18 protein-coding genes and 1 pseudogene are annotated in these 22842 nt (G+C 64.0%); 11 read left to right on the top strand and 8 right to left on the bottom strand.

The annotated features are described in order from the left end of the window. Positions 1–183 precede the first annotated feature (183 nt). The 3 genes from thiP to NKJ20_RS24920 all read left to right on the top strand — a co-directional run bounded on the left by thiP (position 184) and on the right by NKJ20_RS24920 (position 4315). On the top strand, positions 184–1803 hold the full coding sequence (gene thiP / locus NKJ20_RS24930) for a thiamine/thiamine pyrophosphate ABC transporter permease (RefSeq protein WP_352677922.1): 1620 nt from the start codon (positions 184–186) through the stop codon (positions 1801–1803). Next, positions 1800–2591 (top strand): thiamine ABC transporter ATP-binding protein, encoded by a 792-nt coding sequence (gene thiQ / locus NKJ20_RS24925; protein ID WP_352452516.1) that lies wholly within the window; start codon positions 1800–1802, stop codon positions 2589–2591. The genes thiP and thiQ overlap by 4 nt, the downstream gene beginning before the upstream one ends. A 254-nt stretch (positions 2592–2845) precedes the next feature. Further along, positions 2846–4315 (top strand): M48 family metalloprotease, encoded by a 1470-nt coding sequence (locus NKJ20_RS24920; RefSeq protein WP_023680559.1) that lies wholly within the window; start codon positions 2846–2848, stop codon positions 4313–4315. Positions 4316–4328: 13 nt separating this feature from the next. Here NKJ20_RS24920 and NKJ20_RS24915 read toward each other — a convergent pair whose 3' ends face one another. Beyond that, positions 4329–5186 (bottom strand): RNA polymerase factor sigma-32, encoded by an 858-nt coding sequence (locus tag NKJ20_RS24915; protein WP_023680558.1) that lies wholly within the window; start codon positions 5184–5186, stop codon positions 4329–4331. A gap of 325 nt (positions 5187–5511) precedes the next feature. Here NKJ20_RS24915 and NKJ20_RS24910 point away from each other — a divergent pair, with 325 nt between their 5' ends. The 3 genes from NKJ20_RS24910 to NKJ20_RS24900 all read left to right on the top strand — a co-directional run bounded on the left by NKJ20_RS24910 (position 5512) and on the right by NKJ20_RS24900 (position 7855). Beyond that, positions 5512–6285: an amino acid ABC transporter substrate-binding protein gene (locus NKJ20_RS24910; protein ID WP_352452514.1), complete on the top strand. Its 774-nt coding sequence runs from the start codon at positions 5512–5514 to the stop codon at positions 6283–6285. A gap of 122 nt (positions 6286–6407) precedes the next feature. Further along, entirely contained in the window at positions 6408–7088 is a 681-nt protein-coding gene (locus tag NKJ20_RS24905; protein ID WP_352747694.1) for an ABC transporter permease subunit, read from the top strand. After that, positions 7085–7855: an amino acid ABC transporter ATP-binding protein gene (locus NKJ20_RS24900; RefSeq protein WP_352747691.1), complete on the top strand. Its 771-nt coding sequence runs from the start codon at positions 7085–7087 to the stop codon at positions 7853–7855. The genes NKJ20_RS24905 and NKJ20_RS24900 overlap by 4 nt, the downstream gene beginning before the upstream one ends. A gap of 78 nt (positions 7856–7933) precedes the next feature. Here the strand turns inward: NKJ20_RS24900 and NKJ20_RS24895 are convergent, their stop codons facing one another. The 6 genes and pseudogenes from NKJ20_RS24895 to NKJ20_RS24870 all read right to left on the bottom strand — a co-directional run bounded on the left by NKJ20_RS24895 (position 7934) and on the right by NKJ20_RS24870 (position 15924). Then, positions 7934–8515: a CarD family transcriptional regulator gene (locus NKJ20_RS24895; RefSeq protein ID WP_006327799.1), complete on the bottom strand. Its 582-nt coding sequence runs from the start codon at positions 8513–8515 to the stop codon at positions 7934–7936. 368 nt (positions 8516–8883) lie between these two features. Then, a complete protein-coding gene (gene fdxA, locus NKJ20_RS24890; RefSeq protein WP_352452512.1) occupies positions 8884–9222 on the bottom strand; it encodes a ferredoxin FdxA in 339 nt (112 codons plus the stop codon). A 148-nt stretch (positions 9223–9370) separates the two neighbouring features. Then, positions 9371–9758: pseudogene (locus NKJ20_RS24885) on the bottom strand (RNA-binding S4 domain-containing protein). A gap of 12 nt (positions 9759–9770) precedes the next feature. Then, positions 9771–13178: a helicase-related protein gene (locus tag NKJ20_RS24880; RefSeq protein WP_352747688.1), complete on the bottom strand. Its 3408-nt coding sequence runs from the start codon at positions 13176–13178 to the stop codon at positions 9771–9773. 731 nt (positions 13179–13909) lie between these two features. Then, positions 13910–14635: an acetoacetyl-CoA reductase gene (gene phbB, locus NKJ20_RS24875; protein WP_352747686.1), complete on the bottom strand. Its 726-nt coding sequence runs from the start codon at positions 14633–14635 to the stop codon at positions 13910–13912. Between the two features lie 104 nt (positions 14636–14739). Next, the gene (locus NKJ20_RS24870) at positions 14740–15924 is read right to left on the bottom strand and encodes an acetyl-CoA C-acetyltransferase (protein WP_352747684.1); all 1185 of its coding nucleotides are present in this window, start codon (positions 15922–15924) and stop codon (positions 14740–14742) included. A gap of 278 nt (positions 15925–16202) precedes the next feature. Between NKJ20_RS24870 and phaR the strand changes: the two genes are divergently transcribed. After that, positions 16203–16811, top strand: a complete 609-nt coding sequence (gene phaR, locus NKJ20_RS24865) for a polyhydroxyalkanoate synthesis repressor PhaR (RefSeq protein ID WP_352747681.1) — start codon at positions 16203–16205, stop codon at positions 16809–16811. 66 nt (positions 16812–16877) lie between these two features. Here the strand turns inward: phaR and NKJ20_RS24860 are convergent, their stop codons facing one another. Further along, positions 16878–18026: a citrate/2-methylcitrate synthase gene (locus NKJ20_RS24860; RefSeq protein WP_352747700.1), complete on the bottom strand. Its 1149-nt coding sequence runs from the start codon at positions 18024–18026 to the stop codon at positions 16878–16880. A gap of 92 nt (positions 18027–18118) precedes the next feature. On the opposite strand from NKJ20_RS24860, the gene NKJ20_RS24855 reads away from it, so the two are divergent. The 4 genes from NKJ20_RS24855 (at position 18119) to NKJ20_RS24840 (ending at position 22841) form a co-directional block, all read left to right on the top strand. Further along, positions 18119–19207 carry a citrate synthase/methylcitrate synthase gene (locus NKJ20_RS24855; protein ID WP_352747679.1) on the top strand — a complete coding sequence of 363 codons (1089 nt, stop codon included), beginning with the start codon at positions 18119–18121 and terminating at the stop codon, positions 19205–19207. 201 nt (positions 19208–19408) lie between these two features. Beyond that, entirely contained in the window at positions 19409–20191 is a 783-nt protein-coding gene (locus NKJ20_RS24850) for a 3-hydroxybutyrate dehydrogenase (protein WP_352747676.1), read from the top strand. Between the two features lie 26 nt (positions 20192–20217). Next, a complete protein-coding gene (locus NKJ20_RS24845) occupies positions 20218–21348 on the top strand; it encodes a patatin-like phospholipase family protein (protein ID WP_352747698.1) in 1131 nt (376 codons plus the stop codon). A 281-nt stretch (positions 21349–21629) separates the two neighbouring features. Next, positions 21630–22841, top strand: a complete 1212-nt coding sequence (locus NKJ20_RS24840; RefSeq protein WP_352747674.1) for an efflux RND transporter periplasmic adaptor subunit — start codon at positions 21630–21632, stop codon at positions 22839–22841. The last annotated feature ends 1 nt before the right edge of the window (position 22842 follow it).

Raw genomic sequence — 22842 nt, 5'->3', positions numbered from 1 at the left:
TTCCCATCAGCCATCGCATCAAGAAATGCGCCTGGAACGACGACTATCTCATCAATGCCATCACTCATATGCGATAGCCCTGCCCTTGAGGGGGAGATGGCCGGCAGGCCAGAGGGGGGTGGGCTCGGCCATTGTCAGGTGTTTCCTTCGATCAACACCTGTCGTAGCGTCGGGTAGCGCGACATGCGTACGCGTCATCCGGCCGATCCCCGCGTCACTGCCGGCATCGTCGCGCTCGCCGCCATCGCGCTGCTGATCGGCGGTGCATTCGCCGGGCTCGTCGTCGAAGCCACACGCGACCTGTCCGGCGCCGCCGCCGCTTTCGATTCCTATCTCTTGCGCGTCGTCCGTTTCACGCTCTGGCAGGCTCTGCTGTCGACCCTGCTCTCCGTCGCACCGGCGCTGTTTGTCGCGCGTGCACTGTCGCGGCATCCACAGCTTTTCGGGCGAGGCTTCATCCTGCAGCTTTTCGCCGTGCCGCTGGCGCTGCCGGCCATTGTTGCCGCACTCGGTGTCTTGGCGCTCTATGGCCGCGCCGGCTATTTTGCCGGCACGCTGGGCGCGCTAGGCGGCCAGAGCTGGCCCGGCATCTATGGCCTGTCGGGCATACTCGTCGCCCATGTCTTCTTCAACCTGCCGCTAGCGACGCGGCTGTTCCTGGAGGCGTTGCAGACCGTGCCGGCCGACCAATGGCGGCTGGCGAGCCAGCTTGGCATGGGTGCTGCGCCGGCCTTCCGGCTGATCGAATGGCCACCGCTGCGTGCGGTCTTGCCCGGCGTTGCCGGGCTCGTTTTCATGCTGTGCATCACCTCCTTCACCATCGTGCTTACGCTCGGCGGCGGACCCAGCGCGACGACGCTCGAGGTTGCCATATACCAGGCGCTGCGTTTTGACTTCGACCCGGCGCGGGCGGTGACGCTGACCCTGCTGCAGATTGCCCTGACCTTCGTCGTCGTGCTGGCCTTGACGCGGCTCGGCGCCAATATGGTCGGGGATGCCAATCTGCCGGTGGCGCCGCGCCGGTATTTTTCAGCCGGTGCGGCCGAGACCGTGCTGAACGCATTGGCGATCGGGCTCGCACTGCTGTTTGTCGCCGGGCCGATGGCGGCCACGTTGGCAGCCGGGCTTGGCGCCGATCTCGGCCGCCTGGCCGGCGAGAGCGCGGTGCGGCAAGCGACGGCGACCAGTGCCGTGCTCTCCCTCCTATCGGCGCTGCTCTCTGTGGCGTTGTCGCTGTCGCTGGTCATGGCGCGCCGGGCGCTGGCGCTCACCCGGCGGCAGGGCCGGCGGACACTGCTCGAACATCTGGCCGACACCGGTGCGGGGTTCGTGCTGGTGGTGCCGCCCATCGTCATCGGCGCCGGCTGGTTCCTGCTCTTGCGCACCGTCGGCGATGTCTTTGCGATTGCCCCTGTCATGGTGGTTGCGGTCAATGCGGTGATGGCGATGCCGTTCGCCATCCGCGCCATCCGCCCTGCCTATGACGCGGCGAGCGAACGCCACGAACGGCTCTGCGCACAGCTTGGTATCTCGGGCTGGAACCGGTTGCGGCTGGTCGACTGGCCGTCGCTGCGGCGGCCGCTCGCCACCGGCTTCGCTTTCGCCATGGCGCTGTCGCTCGGCGATCTCGGCGTCATTGCGCTGTTCGGCAGCGATTCCGTGCAGACCTTGCCCTATCTGCTGCTGGCGCGCATGGGCAGTTACCGCACCGAGGATGCCGCCGGCCTGGCGCTGCTGCTCGGCCTTGTCTGCCTGGCGCTGGTGTTGGCCGCGGACTGGCTGGGAAGGGGCGAGAAATCATGATGCCGACCAGCCCGGAACGGTCCATTTCGGTGGAAAAAGGCGCGGCCGTACGACTCGATAATGTCTCGTTCAGCTATGGTGAAACGCCGCTTATATTCGATGTCGATTTCCCGGCGTCGGAAATCACCGCCATTATGGGGCCGAGCGGTTCGGGAAAGTCGACGCTGCTCAATCTGGTGGCCGGCTTCGAGACGCCGCGGTCAGGCCGCGTGCTGATCGGCGGCGCCGACGTCAGCACTGCGCCGCCATCAGCGCGGCCGGTATCGATGGTGTTCCAGGAAAACAACCTGTTTGCCCATCTTTCCGTCGAGCAGAATGTCGGGCTCGGCCGCTCGCCTTCGCTCAGGCTGAGCGAGGCTGACCGCGCCGCAATCGCCGCAGCGCTGAAGCGCGTCGGCCTTGCCGGCAAGGAAAGCCGGCTGCCGCGCGAACTCTCCGGCGGCGAGCGGCAGCGCGTCGCGCTCGCCCGGGTCCTGGTGCGCGACCGGCCGGTGTTGTTGCTCGACGAGCCGTTCGCTTCGCTCGGACCGGCACTGCGCGACGACATGCTCGACCTGGTGGCCGACGTCCATTCGGAGCAGCGCATGACGGTGCTATTCGTCACGCACCAGCCGGACGATGCGCGCCGTATCGGCCAAAACATGGTTTTCCTGGATGGTGGCACGGTTGCCGCGACGGGCACCGCGGCCGATTTTTTCGTCGGGGCTGGACCGGAGGCATTCCGACGCTATATCGGCTCGGGTCCGTTTGCGGTTGGATCACGAGATGTTGCCCGGAAGCGGACATAATTTATGGTCAAACCGGCGGAAGGCGAAGCGGCGCTTGCTTGCCATGGTCGAGGTAGTGTGGCTAGGTCCGCCAGGAGCTGGTCCGGCCTAGACTGTGATTTGCCCTTGCTGCCTCGTATCTGTCGGACGCACGAAGGACGCCGTAGCACTTGATTTTGCGCGTGATGCTTTCCGGAAATCGCGTCCGATTTTCGCGGTCACGTGCCAGGACTTGAAAGGAAGCCGATCTGCCGACCGGCATCGACAATCGGAGGGTGAAACCGCTGGCGCGCTTTCTGGCGCTGGCCGGTCTCGCTGTGGCGCTGGCAAGCTGCCAGATGTTCACGCCTCCCGACGTGCAGGAATCAGGCTTCCAGCCCTCCGACAAGCCGATCACGGTCGATAATGTCGCCGCCAACGGCAAGCTCGCTCAACTGGCGAAGGCCCAGCACCCGCGCATCCTCGCCACCTATGGCGGCGAGTATTCCGACCCCAAGCTCGAGCGCATGGTGGCCAAGATCGTCGGCAGACTGACCGTGGTGTCGGCCAACCCAACCCAGACCTACCGCATCACCATCCTCAACTCGCCCAACGTCAATGCCTTCGCGCTGCCGGGCGGCTATCTCTACATCACCCGCGGGCTGCTGGCGCTGGCCAACGATTCCGCCGAGCTTGCCGCCGTCATCGCGCATGAGATGGGCCACGTTACCGCCAACCACGGCCTGCAGCGCCAGCAGCTGGAAGCCGAAGAGGGGTTGGCGACCAAGGTCGTTTCGGACGTGCTCGGCGACAACCCGACGGCCAAGGCGGCGCTGATCCGCGGCAAGCTGAGGCTGGCCCAGTTCTCGCGCAATCAGGAGCTGGAGGCCGACGCCATCGGCATCAAGTCGATCGGCGAAGCCGGTTTCGATCCCTACGCCGCCGGCCGCTTTCTGCAGTCGATGTCGGCCTATACCGATTTTCGCTCGATCAGCGGCGCTACCGACGCCAGCCTCGACTTCCTGGCGACGCACCCCAACACGCCGCAGCGTATAGACCTCGCGCAGCGCCACGCCCGCCAGTTCGGCGCGCCCGGTGTCGGGTCGCGCGACCGCGATTCATTTCTTGCCGGCGTAGACGGGCTGCTTTACGGCGACACGCCGGAGGAAGGCTATGTGCGCGGCGAAACCTTCCTGCACCCTGGCCTCGGCGTGTCGTTCTCGGTGCCCAACGGTTTCGTCATCGACAATTCGGCGGCGGCGGTGACGGCGACCGGCCCGGGCGACATGGCGATCCGCTTCGACGGCGTTTCGATCGACAAGAACCGCTCGCTGACCGACTACATCCGCAGCGGTTGGGTTGCCGGCCTCGACGACAGCAGCGTGCGCCAGGAGACGATCAACGGCAACGAAGCGGCAACCGCGCATGCCGGCGCCGATGGCTGGCAATTCGACATTGCGGTGATCCGCGCCGGCGGCCAGGTCTACCGCTTGCTGACTGCTGCACCGTCGGCCAGCACCTCGCTGAGCACGGTGGCGCGCTCGGTCAGCGGCTCGTTCCGCATCCTGAGTGCTGCCGAGAAGGCGGCGTTGAAGCCGCTGCGTATCCGCATCGTCACGGTGCAGCCCGGCCAGACAATGGGCTCCCTGGCCGCACAGATGGTCGGCGTCGACCGCAAGCTGGATTTGTTCAGGGTGCTCAACGCGCTGTCGCCGGGTGCCGCGGTTTCGGCCGGCGACAAGGTCAAGATCGTCACCGACAAATAGCAGCCGACGCGATTCAGGCTGCGAGAAATTCCGGATTCTGCTTTACCAGCGCCGCCTTGAGCTTTTCCATGGCGCGCGCCTCGATCTGCCGGACACGTTCCTTGGAGATGCCGAGGGTCTCGCCGAGCGCTTCGAGCGTCGCGCCCTCGTCGCTCAGCCGGCGTTCCTCGATAATCCTGAGCTCGCGCGCATTGAGAGCGCCGAGTGCCGTCTTCAGCCACACCGAGCGGCGTTCGACGTCGATCGTATCGCCGACGACCTCATCGGGCAGCGGGTCATCCGAAACCAGGAACTCCATCCGCTCGGTTGCGCCCGCATCGTCGGCTAGCGGCGTGTTGAGCGAGCTGTCCGGCGCCGAAAGGCGGGAATCCATCATCGCCACATCGGCCTCCGATACCCCGAGAGCCGCCGACACTTCGCGGTAGAGCGTGGCATTCGACATCTGCTCGGCGCCGTTTGCCAGGCGGGCGCGCAGGCGCCGCAGGTTGAAGAATAGCGCCTTTTGCGCCGAGCTGGTGCCGCCGCGCACGATCGACCAGTTGCGCAGGATATAGTCCTGCATCGAGGCGCGAATCCACCAAGTCGCGTAGGTCGAGAACCGCACCTCGCGCTCGGGCTCGAAACGGGCCGCTGCCTCCAGCAGCCCGACATGGCCTTCCTGGATCAGGTCGCCCAGCGGAAGGCCGTAGTGGCGAAACCGCGACGCCATGGAAATGACCAACCGCATATGCGCGACGGTGATGCGGTGCAGCGCGTGCTGGTCATTGTTTTCCTTCCAGCGCAGCGCCAGGAGATGCTCTTCGTCACGTTCCAGATAAGGGGCTTTCATCGCCGCGCGAACCATGGTCCGTCCTGCACTGTCTTCCATCATGCCGCGCTCCTGCTCCAGGCGTTGCGGTGCAATCGAATCGTGAGTTGGCGCCGATGGTTGAAATGGCGGCGCCGCGCCCTACAACAGCGAAGAACGTGCCATGCGGGGGAATGTTCCCCCGGACTGTCATGTCGATTGTGCTGTTCCAGGCGATTCGCCACCGGCCTTGACTCAGCCGGATGGCGCCGGGAGATGCTGGTTGAGAATTGGATTTCAAGGGCGCGAGATTTTTGAAATTTAGTTTCTTATTCTGGCATCGCGCATCTGTCATTTTCCGGCACTCGCAATGACGCCGGACATCGGCCAAGGACGGGATCACAGAAAAATGAAATGGCTCAAATCGCTCATTATCGCCGGAACGCTGCAGGTTCTGGCCGTCGCCGCCAGTCATGCCGGCGCCAATCTCGACCAGATCAAGCAGGCCGGCGTCTTCAAGGTCGGCACGGAAGGAACCTATGCGCCCTTCACCTATCATGATGCTTCCGGCGCGCTGGTCGGCTTCGACGTCGAGATCGCGCGGGCCATCGCCGAGCGCCTCGGCGTCAAGGCCCAGTTCCTCGAAGGCAAATGGGACGGGCTGATCGCCGGTCTCGACGCCAACCGCTACGATGCCGTCATCAACGAGGTCGGCATCACCGAGGCGCGCAAGGCTAAATATGATTTCTCCGATCCTTACATCGCCTCCAAGGCAGTGCTGATCGTGCGCGGCGACAACACCGACATCAAGGGTTTCGCCGATCTCAAGGGCAAGAAGGCGGCGCAGTCGTTGACTTCGAACTTCGGCAAGCTGGCTGAAACCAACGGCGCCGAACTCGTCGGCACCGACGGCTTCGACCAGTCGATCCAGCTGCTTCTTACCGGCCGCGCCGACGCCACCATCAACGACAGCCTGTCCTTCCTCGACTTCAAGAAGCACAAGCCCGACGCCAATGTGAAGATTGCCGCCCAGGAAGAAAACGCCGACTATTCCGGCGTCATCGTGCGCAAGGGCGATCCGGAACTGGTGGCCGCCATCAATAAGGCGCTGGCCGACATCAAGGCCGACGGCACCTACAAGAAAATCGCCGACACCTATTTCGGCCAGGACGTTTCGAAGTAAAACGGCTTTCTCGTGTGGGCCGAATGCCGGCCCGCGTCGTTCGTATCGCGGCGAGCTGTCTTTCGACGGCCCGCCGCTTTCGCGTGATATGAGCGACGGCAATCTGGCAAGGAGGAGCCTTCGTGCCGCACTCGCTGCAATTGATGCTGGAATCCCTGCCTACGCTGCTGTGGGCTGCACTGATCTTCACCGTGCCGTTGACGCTGCTGTCGTTTGCATTCGGTCTTGTCCTAGGCCTGGTTGTAGCGCTTGTCCGGCTGTTCGGTCCCAAACCGCTGGTCGCCGTGGTCCGCTTCTACGTCTGGATATTCCGCGGCACGCCGCTTCTCGTGCAACTGTTCCTTATCTTCTACGGCCTGCCATCGGTCGGCATCCTGCTCGACGCCTTTCCAGCAGCACTGATCGGCTTCACCTTGAACATCGGTGCTTATTCGTCGGAAATCATCCGCGCCGTCATCGGTTCGGTGCCCAAGGGCCAGTGGGAAGCGGCCTATTCGATCGGCATGACCTGGGCCCAGGCAATGCGGCGCACCATTCTTCCACAGGCGGGCCGCGTCGCCGTGCCGCCGCTGTCCAACACCTTCATCTCGCTGGTCAAGGACACTTCGCTCGCCGCCGCCATCACTGTGCCGGAGATGTTCCAGGCAGCGCAGCGCATCGTCGCCACCACCTATGAGCCGCTGATCCTCTATGTCGAGGCAGCGGCCCTCTATCTGGTCATGAGCTCCGTGCTGTCGGCCTTGCAGGCGCGGCTGGAAACGCGGCTCAACCGTTATGGCGGCTTCCTGGAGGCGCGCGCATGATCGGCCTCACCAACATCGAAAAGCGTTTCGGCGACAATTTGGTGCTGAAGGGCGTCACCGTCACGATCGAGGAAGGCAGCGTTACGGCGCTTGTCGGGCCGTCGGGCGGAGGGAAGAGCACGCTTTTGCGCTGCATCAACCTGCTCGAGCTGCCGACTTCAGGCACGGTACGGATCGGCGACGATGCACTCGAATTCCATCCCGGCGGCAGGGTCTCGACCAGGGATATCCAGCGGCTGCGGCTGCAGACCGGCATGGTGTTCCAGAATTTCCAGCTGTTTCCGCATCGCACTGCGATCGAGAACATCATGGAGGGGCTGGTGACGGTGCTGAAATGGCCCAAGGAGAGGGCGCGCGGACGGGCGCTGGCCCTGCTCGAAAAAGTCGGCATGGCGCACAAGGCCGATGCCTGGCCGGCGACCCTGTCGGGCGGCCAGCAGCAGCGCGTGGCGATTGCCCGGGCGCTGGCGCCTTCGCCGAAGGTCCTGCTCTGCGACGAGCCGACCTCGGCACTCGATCCGGAACTGGCGCAGGAGGTGGTTGACGTGCTCGGCAAGCTCGCCAGCGAGGGCACGACCATGGTGATGGCGACGCATGACCTGCGGCTCGCCTCCAAGATCGCGCGGGAAGTGGTGTTCCTCGATGCCGGCAACATCGTCGAACAAGGCCCGGCCGCGGTGCTGTTCAGCAACCCGGAACGCCAGCGGACCAAGCGGTTCATCGCCACGCTGAAGCACGAGGCGGAAAGGGAGGGCGGCGAAGGTTAGATATGCCCGTCGCCGGTCAGCTAAGACAAAAAAACCCGGCGCGAGGCCGGGTTTTCCATGTTTCCTGGGCGAAAAGGCTCAGGCAGCTTCTTCCTGCTCGGCTTCCTCGTTGTCGGCCTTGGCGCCGCGCTTCGGGCCCTTGTTGAGGTTCACCTCGATGAGGCGGACCGCTTCGGTCTCCGACATGCGGTTGACGGCCGCGATCTCGCGGGCCATGCGGTCGAGGGCCGCCTCGTAGAGCTGGCGCTCGGAATAGGACTGCTCCGGCTGGTTATCGGCGCGGTAAAGGTCGCGCACCACTTCCGAGATCGAGATCAGATCGCCGGAGTTGATCTTGGCATCATATTCCTGGGCACGGCGTGACCACATGGTGCGCTTGACGCGGGCGCGGCCCTGCACGACCTTCAGCGCGCGCTCGACATAATCCTCTTCCGACAGCTTGCGCATGCCGATCGAGGTCGCCTTGGCGACCGGCACCTTGAGGCGCATCTTGTCCTTCTGGAAGTCGATGACGAACAGCTCCAGCTTGTGGCCCGCGACTTCCTGCTCGTCGATCGAGACGATCTGGCCGACACCATGCGCCGGATAAACGATGTACTCGCCGGTCTTGAAACCGTGGCGCGCTGCGGTGGACTTCTTCTGCGGGGTGATCGTTGCCATTACGCCCTGAACTCCTTGTTGTGGTACCGGCATCGTGCCGGCCCGAACTCGTGCGACCGGGGTGACCGGTCCTCAGCCACACAACGATGAACTCACCGGAAAGGCCAGGACCGGCAAATCGCAACATTGCGACCGCCTGCCCCAGATCGCTCTGGTCCGGATTGAGAAATTCACCTTTCAGTGATTTGGGGCGTTTGCGCCATAAATCGACGTTGTGTCACCGGCATGTTTGGTTGATATAACACAAAAAGTCGGAAGAATCAAGGTTTTGCTGCACGCGCGAAGGCCACGCGCCGTCGCCGCCTGTCAAGGCGGTTAATGTATCACGGCTGTTACGCGGCGTCAGGCCGCCGCAGCCGGCAGGCTCGTCAGTCGCCTTCGCCGGGCTCGGGGGAGAAATATTTCTCGAACTTGCCAGTTTCGCCATCGAAATTCTTAGCGTCGGCCGGCGGCTCCTTCTTGGCGGTGATGTTGGGCCATTTGTCGGCATATTCGGTGTTGATCTGCAGCCATTTGTCGAGGCCCGACTCGGTGTCGGGCTTGATCGCGTCGGCCGGGCATTCCGGTTCGCAGACACCGCAATCGATGCACTCGTCCGGGTGGATGACGAGCATGTTCTCACCTTCGTAGAAGCAGTCGACCGGACAGACCTCGATGCAGTCCATGTATTTGCATTTTATGCAATTGTCGGTCACGACGTAGGTCATTGGTCGGCTCCGGGACGTCCCATTTTGTTGGGCTTTTTTGGTGAGGTAACGCCTTTGTCCGCCGGTGGCAAGGGCGGCCCCTGCCAGCGGTGCCGCGGTTTCCGGAATGGAATTCCGGAAGGCCGGCAAAGCGGGCGTTCGACCTTGCTCAATCGTCGCCGAGCAGGTGGTCGGTCTGGCGGCGTTCCTTCTTCGTCGGGCGACCGCTGCCGGCCTCGCGCAACGGCGGCACCGCATCCGGAAGCGCCTCGCCCTTGGGCGCGGGGGGGCGGCGACATGTCCTCGTAGAGCAGGCGGGCCTCTTCGGCCGGGCCACGCCGTACGCCGGTGCCAAGGACTTTCCAGACGAAGATCCGCCGCTCCAGCGTGATGGTCAAAACGTCGCCCGGCCGGACCGTATCGGAGGCCTGCGCTGCTTTGTCGCGATTGATGCGGACGCGTCCGGCGACGACCAGCTTGGCTGCCAGCGTGCGCGATTTTACCGCGCGCGAGAAGAACAGCCACTTGTCGATGCGCTGGCGGGCATCAGTGACCATTGGACGAGCAGCTTACTTCTTCAGCTGGTCGCGCAACGCGGCGAGCTTGGCGAAGGGCGAGTCCGGATCGAAGCGGACCGGGCGTTCCTCACGCGGCTTTGGCTGGAACGCCGGCTTTGCGCCTTGGGCGCCGCCTTTGCCGTCCTGCCGGCCAGCCTTCCAGTCGGGCCGGTTTTCGCGCCAGTCCGGGCGTTCACCTTGCGGCTTGCCGGCGCGCTGATCTGCCGCGTCGCCTTGCGGCCTGGGCTTGAACTTGCTGCGATCGAAGCGCGGCTTGCCGGCGCCGTCGCGCTGGTCGTGGCGCCCCTGACGGGCGGGCCGGTCGCCCGGCGTCGGTTGCCCGCCGGCATCTACCGGCGCATCGCTGCGGCTGTCCGGCGCAGCTTGACCATTGCGCGCGCGATTGTCCCGATGATTGTCCCGGGGGCGGTTGTCATGCTGGCGATGACGCGGGCGCTGGTCGAAACGACCCTGCCGCCATAACAGGATGGGTTTTGGCTCCTCGGCTTCTGGAGCAGCTTCGCCGGCGACGGCTCCTGCCGTCGCTGCAGGTTCGGCCGGCGATGCTTCCGTAGTGTCGGAAACCGGCGGTTCTGCCGGTGCCGCAGCCTCAGTTTCCGCCCCAGGTTCCGCCGTTGGCTCGGCCGCCGGTTCCGCAGGCGCTTCAGCAGTCGCCTCCGCGGCGGGCCGGGTCTCTTGCGTGACTTCTGCCGCAGCTTCAGGGGCTGGAGCTTCCGCGACAGGCTCTGCCGTCGCTTCGGTCACAGCTTCGGCCGCCGCCTCCGCAACAGGAGCCGCATCCGACACAGGTTCCGAAGCCTCCGCCGGCGGCTCTGCCGCGGCAGATGCTTCCGCCATCCTCGCCTGCTCGACTCGCGCAGCCTCTTCCGCCGCCTGCTTTGCAGCGGCCGCGTCACGCGCGGCATTATCCTGTGCTTCGAGCCGCGCCTTGACCTCGGCCGCCGGTTTGGCATCGGCGCGATAGCCGAGTCCCTTCAGGATTTCTTCCATGTCGTCGGCGGTGGCGCCGAGAATCGACATCATCGGCGGCGTCACCATGAAGGACTGGCCGTCATAGGCGCCGTCGGGGCGAGGACCGAGGCCCGGCTTCCAGTTGGTCGCCGGCCGGATCAGGTCGGCCAGCCGTTCGAGAATATCGACGCGTACAGCACGCCGGCCAAGATTGCGGTAGCCGGCAAGCTTGTAGAAGGTCTTGTCGAAGGTCGGATCGATGACCACCGAGGTGCGGCCGGAGGCCAGTGCGTGAACGACATCGCCGAAACCGGGCTTGTCCTTGCCGTCGTTTCTCAGCGCCCACAGCAGCGTTATCAGCCCGGCCGGCGCCGGTTTGATCAGCGCCGGCACGAAGACATGGTAGGCGCCGAAGCGCACTCCGAGACGGCGAAGCGCCGCGCGGCCTTCCTGGTCGAGCGACTTCATCTCGTCGGCGATGTCGCGACGGTTGATGAGGCCGAAATGCTCGACAAGCTGGAAAGCGATGCCGCGGCCGATGCCGGTGATCTGCTCGGCATTCTTGAGATCGACCAGCGGCTTCAGCAGGGATTCGATCTGGAAATTGACGAAGCGCTCGGCGCGCGCCGCAACCTTGTCGCGGGCCGGGCCGGTGAGTTGCTCGTCGGCCAGCAGAACCAGACGCGGCTTCAAAGCGTCTTCGCCGGCGACCAGCGTGCCGATCGGCGCGCCGATCCAGCGCAGCGTGCCATCCGAACCCAGCGCGATGTCGCCATTGGCCGAGGCGCCGAAGCGCTCGGCCCGCGCCTCGAACTCGGCGGCAAGCGCCTTCTGCGCCGCCGCCCGCACCGCCTTGGCGTCTTCGCCGCCGGCGCTCTGGTCGGCGGTGAAGCGGAAACCTTGCAACTCGCCGACGTGATGGCCTTCGACGAGGACGGTTCCGGTTGGGCTGATTTCGGCTTCAGGCATCGTGTTTTCTCTAAGGCGCCGCATGAGGACGGAAGTCCTGCGGTCTACAAAACGTTTCGTCAACCGCTCATGCAGCGCATCGGACAATCTGTCTTCGATTTCGCGCGTCTTTTCCTGCCAGTGTGCCCGATCGGCCAGCCAGCCGGGCCTGTTGGAAACGAAGGTCCATGTGCGGATCTGGGCAATCCTGTGCGATAACGTGTCGATGTCGCCTTCGGTGGTGTCGGCACGGCGCACCTGCTCGGCCATGTAGTTCTCGTCGACATGGCCATGCCTGGCAAGGTCCATGTAAATGGAGGCAATCAAGTCGGCGTGCTGGGCCGGCGCGATCTTCCTGTAGTCGGGCAGCGCGCAGGCTTCCCACAGCAGCGCCACGCGCCTGGCATCGGTGGTGAGTGCCCGGACGTCCTCGTCGCGCGACAGATGCTCGAGCGCCTGTGCGTCTACTGCCGGCAGCGCGCGCGTCAGGCCTTCGACCGGGGCGTTGGTCTCAATCGACCGCTTCAGCGCATCGAGGTTGGCGAAATCGAAATGCGCGGTGCGCCACTGCAGCACTTTCACCGGGTCGAAATCATGCGCCTCGATTTTGTTGACCAGTTCATCATCCAGCGGATCGACCTGGCCGGTGACGCCGAAGGTGCCGTCGCGCAGATGCCGGCCAGCGCGGCCGGCAATCTGGCCGAGCTCGGCCGCCGTCAGGTTGCGGTACTGGTAGCCGTCGAATTTGCGGTTCTGGGCGAAGGCGACGTGGTCGAGGTCGAGGTTGAGGCCCATGCCGATGGCGTCGGTGGCGACGAGGTAGTCGACGTCGCCCGACTGGAACAGCGCCACCTGGGCGTTGCGGGTGCGCGGGCTGAGCGCGCCGAGCACGACGGCGGCACCGCCCTGCTGGCGGCGGATCAGCTCGGCGATGGCATAGACCTCGTCGGCCGAGAAGGCGACGATCGCGGTGCGCCGCGGCAGGCGGGTCAGCTTCTTCGAGCCGGCATAGGCAAGATGCGATAGGCGTGGCCGGGTCACCACCGACACGCCCCGCAGCAGGCGCTGCAGGATGCCGTGCATGGTGGCCGCGCCCAGCAGCAGCGTCTCCTGCCGGCCGCGCAGATGCAGGATGCGATCGGTGAAGATGTGTCCGCGTTCGAGATCGCCGGCGAGCTGGACCTCGTCGATGGCAACGAAGGCGGCGTCGGTCTCGCGCGGCATCGCTTCCACGGTGCAGACCGAGTATTTCGCGCCCGCCGGCTGGATCTTTTCCTCGCCGGTGATGAGCGCCACCTTATGGGCGCCGACCTTCTCGCAGACGCGCGTATAGACTTCGCGGGCAAGCAGCCTGAGCGGCAGGCCGATGACGCCGCTTTCATGCGCCACCATGCGTTCGATGGCGAGATGGGTCTTGCCGGTGTTGGTCGGGCCGAGCACGGCCGTCACGTCTCGACCCGACAGGATCAGCGGTTCAGTGTGTTTCGGATGGATGTTCATCGGCCTGGAAATAAGGCTCTCTGCCTCGCATTGTCGGGAGCGCGCCCATATTGGCCGCGTATGACAGGCGACACATAGGGATTTCGGGCGCGAAGCGAAAGCGGAATATGCCGAGGGCAGGCCGATTGGTTGGTTCGAAGCCAGAAAATCTGTTCCCGATTAACAGTTGGAACGAGTCTGGAACGAATCAGCGACGAATCACTGACTCGCGCTGATTCAGGGTTTGTTCACGGCTACATCTGGGTTTTCTGTCGGCGTATCTCACCACATGCTGAATCACGGAAACTGGCCCGATTTATGCAAGCGGCATCCAAGCGAGCACTGCGGTTAACCTTTGCCGGTGAATGGTCGTGGCCGGCCAATCTGCTTCGCACAACGTTATGAAATTATTGATGTTTCCTAACGCGCTTTAATCATTTCGAGGGTGTTTTCAGCTCTCGCCGTTAACGTTCCGCTCAAAGCCGGAACGAATCGGCGACGAATCAGAGATAGCCGAAGTTTCTTGGTTTGTTCACCGCAACATGTTGTGTTGTGAACAGCTTTTCCACCGAGAATCCACAGGCTGCCGGGCGGCTTTTGCACAAGCTGCGAGTTTGCCGTTAACCTTTGCGTGCCGGATTGGGGCAGCGTGCTGCATCGAGATCTTGCAACGGGAAGACCGCTATAGAAACGGGCCGTTTTGCAGGCCCGTTCGTCCAAGCGCGGATCTGTCTCAACGTAAAGACAAACGATCAGGCGACGTACTGGCCGCCATTGGCTGATATGGTCGAGCCGGTGATGAAACCGGCATCGTCGGAAGCGAGGAAGACGACGCAGCGCGCGATTTCCTCCGGCTCGCCGAGACGGCCGACCGGGATGTGCGGGATGACCCGCTCGTTGAGGACCTTCTCGTCCATTGCCTTGACCATCTCGGTGGCGATGTAGCCGGGGCAAATGACGTTGACGGTGATGCCGGCGCGCGCGCCTTCCTGGGCCAGTGCTTTGGTGAAGCCGATATCGCCGGCCTTCGAGGCCGAATAATTGACCTGGCCGGCCTGGCCTTTCTGGCCGTTGATCGAGGAGATGGTGATGATGCGACCGAACTTGCGGTCGCGCATGCCGCCCCACAACGGATGCGTCATGTTGAAGACGCCGGAAAGGTTGGTGTCGAGGACCTCTTTCCATTGCTCGCGCGTCATCTTGTGGAACATCGCGTCGCGAGTGATGCCGGCATTGTTGACCAGCACCGAGACGGGACCAAGATCGGCTTCGATCTGTTTGATGCCGGCGGCGCAGGCCTCGTAGTCGGCGACGGACCATTTGTAGACCGGGATGCCGGTCGCGGCCTTGAACTTTGCCGCCGCTTCTTCATTGCCGGCGTAGTTTGCGGCGACCGAATAGCCGGCGCTTTTCAAGGCGACCGAAATCGCCGCGCCGATGCCGCGCGACCCGCCTGTGACGATTGCAACCTTTGTCATATGTCCTCCCGGGAAATGCAGATGACTGAGCGTTGAAGCGGTGGGGTTTGCCCTCTATTCCCTACTCGCTTTGCGCCAGCATCCTATTCGTATCGCTTATCTCATCACAATGCTTCCACGCACATGGCAACACCCATGCCGCCGCCGATGCACAGCGTGGCAAGGCCTTTCTTGGCACTTCTGCGGCGCATCTCGTAGACCAGCGTGTTGAAGATGCGGGCGCCCGAGGCGCCGACCGGATGGCCGATGGCGATGGCGCCGCCATTGACGTTGACGATGGCCGGATCCCAGCCCATGTCCTTGTTGACGGCGCAGGCCTGCGCGGCAAAGGCCTCGTTGGCTTCGACCAGATCGAGGTCGCCAACCGACCAGCCGGCCTTGGCCAGCGCCTTGCGCGAGGAGGGGATCGGTCCCGTCCCCATGATCTGCGGGTCGACACCGGCGGTCGCCCAGGAAACGATACGCACCAGCGGTGTGATGCCGCGCCTTGCGGCTTCCGCTTCGGTCATCAGCACCACGGCGGCGGCGCCGTCGTTGATGCCGGAAGCATTGGCAGCAGTCACCGTGCCTTCCTTGTCGAAGGCGGGCTTGAGCTTGGTCATGGCATCGATTGTCGCGCCGTGGCGGATGTATTCATCCTGGTCGACTACGGTGTCGCCCTTCCTGCCCTTGACTGTAAAGGCAACGATCTCGTCCTTGAATTTCCCGGCTTTCTGCGCGGCCTCGGCCTTGTTCTGGGAAGCCAGTGCGAACTGGTCCTGGTCGTCGCGGGTGATCTGGAACTGGCGGGCGACGTTCTCCGCGGTGTTGCCCATATGATAGCCGTAGAAGGCATCGGTCAGGCCGTCCTTTATCATGGTGTCGATCAGCTTGAAGTCGCCCATCTTGACGCCATCGCGCAGATGTTGCGCATGCGGAGCCATCGACATCGATTCCTGGCCGCCGGCAACGATGATTTTTGCATCGCCCTGGGCGATCTGCTGCATGCCGAGCGCGATGGCGCGCAAGCCCGAGCCGCAGAGCTGGTTCAGGCCCCAGGAGGTCGCCTCCTGCGGTACGCCGGCAGCCATTGCCGCCTGCCGCGCCGGGTTCTGCCCTTGAGCCGCGGTCAGGATCTGGCCGAGGATGACCTCGTCCACCTCCTTGCCGTCGACGCCGGCACGGACCAGCGCTTCCCTGACGGCGACGGCACCCAATTCATGGGCTGGGGTGTTGGCGAAGGCGCCGTTGAAGGAGCCGACGGGCGTGCGCGCTGCACTGGCGACAACGATGGCGTTGGAAGCGGACATGTTCTTCTCCAGGCTTTCGGGGAACGATTTCGGGTGCCGTCGGGGACTTTTCTTGCCCTTTCCACAACCCGAGTCAAACCCGAAATGGGCATGGCGTCCCACTGCCGCAAGCATGCCGCCCGTCGCTGCAACGGCGGCCCGTCCGTGCTGCGCAGCATAAAATGTTCCCGCACTGCACAAACTGCTTGGATTCATGACGCTTTTGCGCATATCCTTTAAAAAGGCGCAATCGTTACCGGCGGCTTACTTAAGCTGCCCGGTGTCCGGGGAGGATGCAGATGGCCGCAAAAGACGAACCTATTGTTATCAAGAAATATGCCAATCGCCGTCTCTACAATACGGGCACCAGCACCTATGTGACGCTCGAGGATCTCGCTGAAATGATCAAAAGAGGCGAGGACTTTACTGTCCAGGACGCCAAGACCGGTGACGACATCACGCATCCGGTACTGACCCAGATCATCTTCGAGCTGGAGAACAAGGACGGGCAGAACATGCTGCCGATCCCGTTCCTGCGTCAGCTCATCGCCTATTACGGCGACCAGATGCAGATGATCGTGCCGAGCTTTCTCGAACAGTCGATGCTGGCCTTCTCGAAGGAGCAGGAACGCTTTCGCGAGCAGATGAAAGATGCGCTCGGCAAGTCGCCGATGGACATGATGAAGATTGCCACGCCGATCAAGGTGCTTGAGGAGCAGACGCGGCGCAACATGGAAATGTTCCAGAACGCCATGCGGCTGTTCACGCCGTTCCCGCCCGCGGGCTCGGCGCCGGCAGCAGCGCCGGCCGAACCGGCCAGGAAGGAAACGCCGGAAAAACCCGACGACCTTCAGGAGCTGAAGGAGCAGATCGCCGCGATGCAGCGCAAGCTCGACACCATGTCGTGATTGCCGGGGCGAGGCGCCGCGTCGAACCTTCGCTCAGGTGCCGCTGAGACTTCGCAAACAGCGCGGCTAGAGCTGCTCCGGCAGCGGCCCCTGGTAGCGGGCGCGTGGCCGGATCAGGCCGTTGCTTGTCACCTGCTCCACGGCATGCGCGGCCCAGCCGACGCTGCGGCCGAGCGCGAACAGGCGGAACGGCGCATCGGACGGCAAACGGAGGCTGCGCGTCAGCGCGGCCAAAGCGAAATCGACGTTCGGGCGCATGCCCGTTGCCGCAAAGGCCGCATCGCAAAGCCGTAACAGCCCATCATCGACATCTATCGCGGCCAGCAACGGTTCCGCACGCGGATCGCCGTCGGGATAAAGCGGATGGCCAAATCCGGGCAGCGGCCTGTCGTGACCGAGCCAGCGTCCGACAGCCGCATCCGGCCCCAATCTCTGCGCATCTTCCGCCAGCATCATGACCGCCTCCGCGGCGCCGCCATGACGCGGCCCGGAGAGCGTGGCGAGGCCGGCAAGCAGGCAGGCCGAAACAGGTGCGCCGGTGGACGCGGCGACCCGTGCGGCGAAGGTCGATGCGTTCAATTCGTGATCGGCCAACAGCACCAGTGAGCGGCGGATCAAGTCTGCGCCGGCCGCATCGAGCGACCATCCCCGCGCCAACCTTTCGTGCGCGGCACCAGTTCCGGGAATCGCGCCGAGCGCCTGCGCCAAAGCGGCGATGGCGCCGGCCGCATCGTGGTTGAGCGAAGCCGATCTTCGGCCGAGCGAAGGCCGGCCGTTGGCCGCCAACGCGGCCAATTCCGCGAAGGCAGCCGGCCGGCCAGTTGCGCTGTTGCCATGGCGGCTCGCCGAGACGAACGACACTGCTGCGTCAGATGCCCAAAGCAGGTTTGCCGTCTGCTCCAGCGTGGCAGCCTCGCAGAGAGCAACCGCATCCTGGCCGCGATAGACAAGGCGGCCATGCAAAACGGTCGAGATCGTGGTGGCGATCGCCGGCTCACCCCAGGCAATTGCACTTTCGGCGATTGCCTGGGGATTTCGGCCACGAGCCCGGCGGCTCGCCAGCGCCGCGATGTCGTCGGCGCGATACTGGCTGCGGCGTGGATCCGCCCGGTCCGGCCGCACGCCGATGCGTCCGCGGCTGACATAGGCATAAAGGGTCTGGGCGCGCACCTTGAGACGCTCCAGGGCTTCGTCCCGCGTCAGCCACTCCGTCATGTCAGCCTTGGCATATTGATTCAGTTGATCAAGATTGATGGTCCAGTCACCAACCCTTATCTTCCACCCGGAAAGGGTCAAGGAGAAAACCAATGGCGAATGGGCTCGATGATGTGGTGGCGGCGGAAACGGTGCTCTCCGATGTTGACGGTCTTGGTGGCCGCCTGACCATCCGGGGCCATTCGTTGCCCGAACTGGCAGGCCGCTGGAAATACGCCGAGGTGGTTCATCTGCTGTTCGACGGCTTTTTCGACGATCTTCCCGGCGACAAGGAGCTGGCGAACGCGATCGGTCGGGCGCGCAGCGAAGTGTTCGAGCAGATCAAACCCTTGCTGCCGTTTCTCGCATCCCTCGATATCTACAGCGCAATGCGCGCCGGCATTGCCCTGCTGCCGGACGGCGACAAATTGCCGGACGCGCTGCGGCTGGTTGCGGCACCTGCCGTGCTGACGCCGGCCTTGCTGCGCCTGCAGCGCGGCGACAGCCCGATTGCGCCCGATAGCAAGGCCGATCATGCCGCCGACATGCTGCGGATGCTGACCGGCATTGCGGCCTCGCCTAAATTGGCGAAGGCGCTCGATGCCTATCTCGTGACGGTTAGCGACCACGGCCTCAACGCATCGACTTTCGCCACGCGCGTGGTCGCCTCGACGCAGGCCGGGCTTACTTCGGCGGTGCTGGCCGGGCTCGGAGCGCTCAAGGGGCCGCTGCATGGCGGCGCGCCAGGTCCGGTGATCGAGATGCTGGATGCGATCGAGGCGAATGGCGACGCCGCCCGCTGGCTGCGCGACGAGATCGCGCGCGGCCGCCGCATCATGGGCTTCGGGCATCGCATCTATCGCGTGCGCGATCCGCGTGCCGACGTGCTGAAAGCGGTGGTGCGGCAGCTCGGCGCCAAGGGCGAAGCCGGCCACCGGCTGGCCTTTGCCGAAAGCGTGGAGCAGGCGGCGCTCGAAGTGCTCCGCATCGCCAAGCCGTCGCGCTCGCTCCAGACCAATGTCGAGTTCTTCACAGCGCTCCTGCTGGAAGCGGCGGGCTTTCCGAAAGAGGCGTTCACCAACGTCTTTGCTGCCGGGCGCGTCGCCGGCTGGATTGCCCATGCGCGCGAGCAGCAGACGAGCGGACGGCTGATCCGGCCGCAGTCGCGCTATATCGGGCCGGTCCCAGACCTCGTCGCCTGAGGATTTTTCCCTCGCGTACTTGCGAAAACCGGTCGCAACAGCCGGTGCCGGACACCTCTCTCATCGGGACGAGAGCGGTCTACATGACAAAAATTTCATGTCATTGCTCCACACATCCGCTGTTCTTGGGTGACAGAGAGCCTATATGTTGCAGTGCAGCATGGTTCCACGGGAGCCCGCCTCGAAAGGAATAAAGCCGCCTTGACCGCCAGAAAAACCGCCATCGTCACCGGTTCCACCTCGGGCATCGGCCTGGCCATTGCCCACGCGCTCGCGGCCGAAGGCTGCAACGTTGTCGTCAATTCCTTTTCCGACACCGCCGACGATCACGCCATCGCCGACGCGATCGCGAAGCACCACGAGGTGAAGACCGTCTACGTCAAGGCCGACATGTCGAAGCCGGCCGAGTGCCGGGCTTTGGTGGCGAAGGCAGCCGAGGCATTCGGCTCGGTCGACATCCTGGTCAACAACGCCGGCATCCAGCATGTCGCGCCGGTCGAAAGCTTCCCGATCGAGAAATGGGATGCGATCATCGCCATCAACCTGTCATCGGCCTTCCACACCATCGCAGCCGCCATCCCGTTGATGAAACAGGCTGGTGGCGGCCGGATCGTCAACGTCGCCTCGGCCCACGGCCTTGTCGCCTCGCCGTTCAAGTCGGCCTATGTCTCGGCCAAGCATGGCATTATGGGCTTGACCAAGACTGTCGCCCTGGAGCTGGCGCGCGACAAGATCACCTGTAATGCCATTTGTCCGGGCTATGTGCTGACGCCGCTGGTCGAGGCGCAGATCCCCGACCAGATGAAGGCCAACAAGATGGACCGCGAGACGGTGGTCCGTGAGGTCATGCTCGAAAAGCAGCCGACCAAGGAGTTCGTCACCGTCGAGCAGGTTGCGGCGGCCGCAGTGTTCCTATGCTCGGATGCGGCGGCGCAGATCAACGGCACGCACATCTCTGTCGACGGCGGCTGGACCGCTCAGTGAGGCTTCCAGCGGTCAAGGGCCACGCCATGCCGAAAAACGGCAAGGCGGAAGAGCCAAAGAAGATCAATGTCGCGCTGCAAGGCGGCGGCTCGCACGGGGCGTTTTCCTGGGGCGTGCTCGATCGGCTGCTCGAGGACGGGCGCCTCGACATAACGGCGGTTTCGGGCACCAGCGCCGGCGCCATGAATGCCGTGGCGCTGGCCGACGGCTTTGTCCGCGGCGGTGTCGAGGGCGCGCGGCGGAAGCTCGACGATTTCTGGCGTGCGGTGGCGGCAAAGGGCCGCTTCAGCCCGGTACAGCGCATGCCCTGGGACGTCGCCTGGGGCAATTGGTCGATCGAGAACACGCCCGGCTATTTCCTGTTCGATACGATGTCTCGGGTATTTTCGCCCTATGTCGCCAATCCGCTCGCAATCAATCCGCTGCGCGACGTGGTCGAACGTGAGATCGATTTCGACAATGTGCGCGCCTGCAAGTCGATTGAACTGTTCATTTCCGCTACCAATGTCGAGACCGGCCAGTTGCGGGTCTTCTCGGACGGCGAGATCGACCTCGACACGGTGATGGCGTCGGCCTGCTTGCCGCAATTGTTCCGTGCCGTCGAGATCAAGGGCGTGCCCTATTGGGATGGCGGTTATGGCGGCAACCCGGCACTGTTCCCGTTCTTCAAGACGGCGGCCACCGAGGACGTGCTTTTGGTGCAGATCAATCCGGTGGTCCGCGAGGGGACGCCGAAGAGCGCCAATGAGATCCAGAACCGCATCGACGAGATTACCTTCAATGCCGGGCTGTTGCGCGAATTCCGCTCGATCGCCTTCGTCAAGGAACTGATCGCCGCCGGCCGATTGCCGCACGGCGAATATCGCGACATCCGCATGCACCGCATCGATGCCGACGAAGCGTTCAAGGATCTGTCGGCATCGTCCAAGGTCAATGCCGAATGGGCGTTCCTTGTCTATCTGCGCGACCTCGGCCGCACCGCAGCCAGTGATTGGCTGGAAGAAAATTATGACGCCGTCGGCAAGCGGCCGACGATCGATCTGTCCGGCGAACTCGACGACGGCTTGAAGCCGGTGCGCGGGCCGGCGCCGGGCCGGCGGGTCAAGGAATTTCTTGCGGCGCGCAAGCAGCCCGAGGCTGCCCGCCGTCCGGCCTAGCTGCTTCGCAAGCAGATGGCATTCGCAATCTGTCCAATCATCCTGACACTTGCTGCCATACTGCTGTTTTGGCGATCAACAGCCGATGCTGCAGCCGCATCTTTGCGGACAAAGCAACAACCCATCAACTTTTCTGACTATATTGCGATGCAACTTTGAGGTAGAAGCGCGCTTCGCCGATCACGGCAATTTGAATACGGCCTCGCGCGCACCCATATCGGCGACGCGCCCCAAGTAGAAGATGCGGCCTGGCCGAACCCCGCGCACTGGAAAAAATGACGATGCCGAAATTCAGGTTTCACAAGCTTGCAGCCATTGTTGTGCTCATCGGGTTCGCTGGCTGGATGGCGACAGGCGAGTTCTCGTCCGTCGGCAGCGCGTCCGCCGACAACAAGCCCAAGGCAGGAGAGGTCGAGCAGCCCAAGGCAGCCGACGCAGGCAAGCCCCAAACTGGCAAACAGGGGGCTGCCAAGCCGGGGACTGCCGAGGCGGAACAGCCCAAGGCGCCGTTACGCACGGTCGCGATCATAACCCCGCCGCGGCGCACCTATGCACGCGCTATCCGCATTTCCGGACTGACCGAAGCCGACAAGCGCGCCGTCCTGGCGACACGCGTCGCCGGCGTCATCGACAAGCTGCCGGTCAAGCAGGGTCAGCACGTCAAGACCGGCGACCTCATCCTGATGCTTGCCGCCGAGGAAAAGATCTCGGCGGTCGACAACGCCAAGCAGCTTGTCGTGCAACGTGAGGCCGAGCTGGCTGCGGCCCTGCGGCTGATGAAAACCGGCAATCTGCCCAAGCTGCAGCTCGATACGGCCCGTTCCAACCTGACGCTGGCCAAGTCGCAACTGGACGCCGCGCGAGCTGAGCTCGACCGCAACGAGGTGAAGGCGCCCTTCGACGGCGTCATCGACCGGGTGCCGGTGGAGCTTGGCAGTTCCGTCATGCAGGGCGGCGAGGTGGCGACCATTCTCAAGCTCGATCCGGTGATCGCCCGCGGCGAAGTCAGCGAACGCGATCTCGGCTATCTGAAGATCGGTGACGAAGCCAATGTGCGCCTGGTCAGTGGCCAGACCGTCAAGGGTACGGTGCGCTACATCAGCCGGGATGCATCTTCGGCAACCCGTACCTTTCGGGTCGAAGTCGCCATCCCCAACGCCGATGGGTCCGTACCGGCCGGCATGACGGCAGAAATTGCGCTCAGCGCCCAGCCGACCGACGCCGTGATGCTGCCGCGATCGGTGGTGACGCTCGGCGACAAGGGCGACCTCGGCATCCGCGCCGTCGACAGGGATGACAAGGTCGTGTTCTTCCCGATCGATCTGGTCGACGACACGCCAACCGGCCTGGTGCTCGGCGGCATTGCGGCCGACGCCCGCATCATCGTCGCCGGCCAGGAGCTGGTGAAGGAAGGCGAGGTGGTCAAGCCGGTCGCAGCCGACCAGGCGACCATCCAAAAGCTGTTGGGCGAAGCGACGGCCGGGACGCAGTAAT

Source organism: Mesorhizobium sp. M0185, from assembly GCF_040322175.1.
GTDB lineage: Bacteria > Pseudomonadota > Alphaproteobacteria > Rhizobiales > Rhizobiaceae > Mesorhizobium.
The sequence above is the reverse complement of the archived record's forward strand: the minus strand, read 5'-3'. Positions and strand labels throughout refer to the sequence as shown.

What these genes read in the sequence shown, in the direction of transcription:
- NKJ20_RS24880 (WP_352747688.1), bottom strand. Translation starts at nt 13,178, where the DNA reads ATGAACATCCATCCGAAACACACTGAACCGCTGATCCTGTCGGGTCGA.
- NKJ20_RS24915 (WP_023680558.1), bottom strand. Translation starts at nt 5,186, where the DNA reads ATGATGGAAGACAGTGCAGGACGGACCATGGTTCGCGCGGCGATGAAA.
- NKJ20_RS24900 (WP_352747691.1), top strand. Translation starts at nt 7,085, where the DNA reads ATGATCGGCCTCACCAACATCGAAAAGCGTTTCGGCGACAATTTGGTG.
- thiP (WP_352677922.1), top strand. Translation starts at nt 184, where the DNA reads ATGCGTACGCGTCATCCGGCCGATCCCCGCGTCACTGCCGGCATCGTC.
- NKJ20_RS24840 (WP_352747674.1), top strand. Translation starts at nt 21,630, where the DNA reads ATGCCGAAATTCAGGTTTCACAAGCTTGCAGCCATTGTTGTGCTCATC.
- NKJ20_RS24855 (WP_352747679.1), top strand. Translation starts at nt 18,119, where the DNA reads ATGGCGAATGGGCTCGATGATGTGGTGGCGGCGGAAACGGTGCTCTCC.
- NKJ20_RS24895 (WP_006327799.1), bottom strand. Translation starts at nt 8,515, where the DNA reads ATGGCAACGATCACCCCGCAGAAGAAGTCCACCGCAGCGCGCCACGGT.
- NKJ20_RS24910 (WP_352452514.1), top strand. Translation starts at nt 5,512, where the DNA reads ATGAAATGGCTCAAATCGCTCATTATCGCCGGAACGCTGCAGGTTCTG.
- thiQ (WP_352452516.1), top strand. Translation starts at nt 1,800, where the DNA reads ATGATGCCGACCAGCCCGGAACGGTCCATTTCGGTGGAAAAAGGCGCG.
- NKJ20_RS24860 (WP_352747700.1), bottom strand. Translation starts at nt 18,026, where the DNA reads ATGACGGAGTGGCTGACGCGGGACGAAGCCCTGGAGCGTCTCAAGGTG.
- fdxA (WP_352452512.1), bottom strand. Translation starts at nt 9,222, where the DNA reads ATGACCTACGTCGTGACCGACAATTGCATAAAATGCAAATACATGGAC.
- phaR (WP_352747681.1), top strand. Translation starts at nt 16,203, where the DNA reads ATGGCCGCAAAAGACGAACCTATTGTTATCAAGAAATATGCCAATCGC.
- NKJ20_RS24870 (WP_352747684.1), bottom strand. Translation starts at nt 15,924, where the DNA reads ATGTCCGCTTCCAACGCCATCGTTGTCGCCAGTGCAGCGCGCACGCCC.
- phbB (WP_352747686.1), bottom strand. Translation starts at nt 14,635, where the DNA reads ATGACAAAGGTTGCAATCGTCACAGGCGGGTCGCGCGGCATCGGCGCG.
- NKJ20_RS24845 (WP_352747698.1), top strand. Translation starts at nt 20,218, where the DNA reads ATGCCGAAAAACGGCAAGGCGGAAGAGCCAAAGAAGATCAATGTCGCG.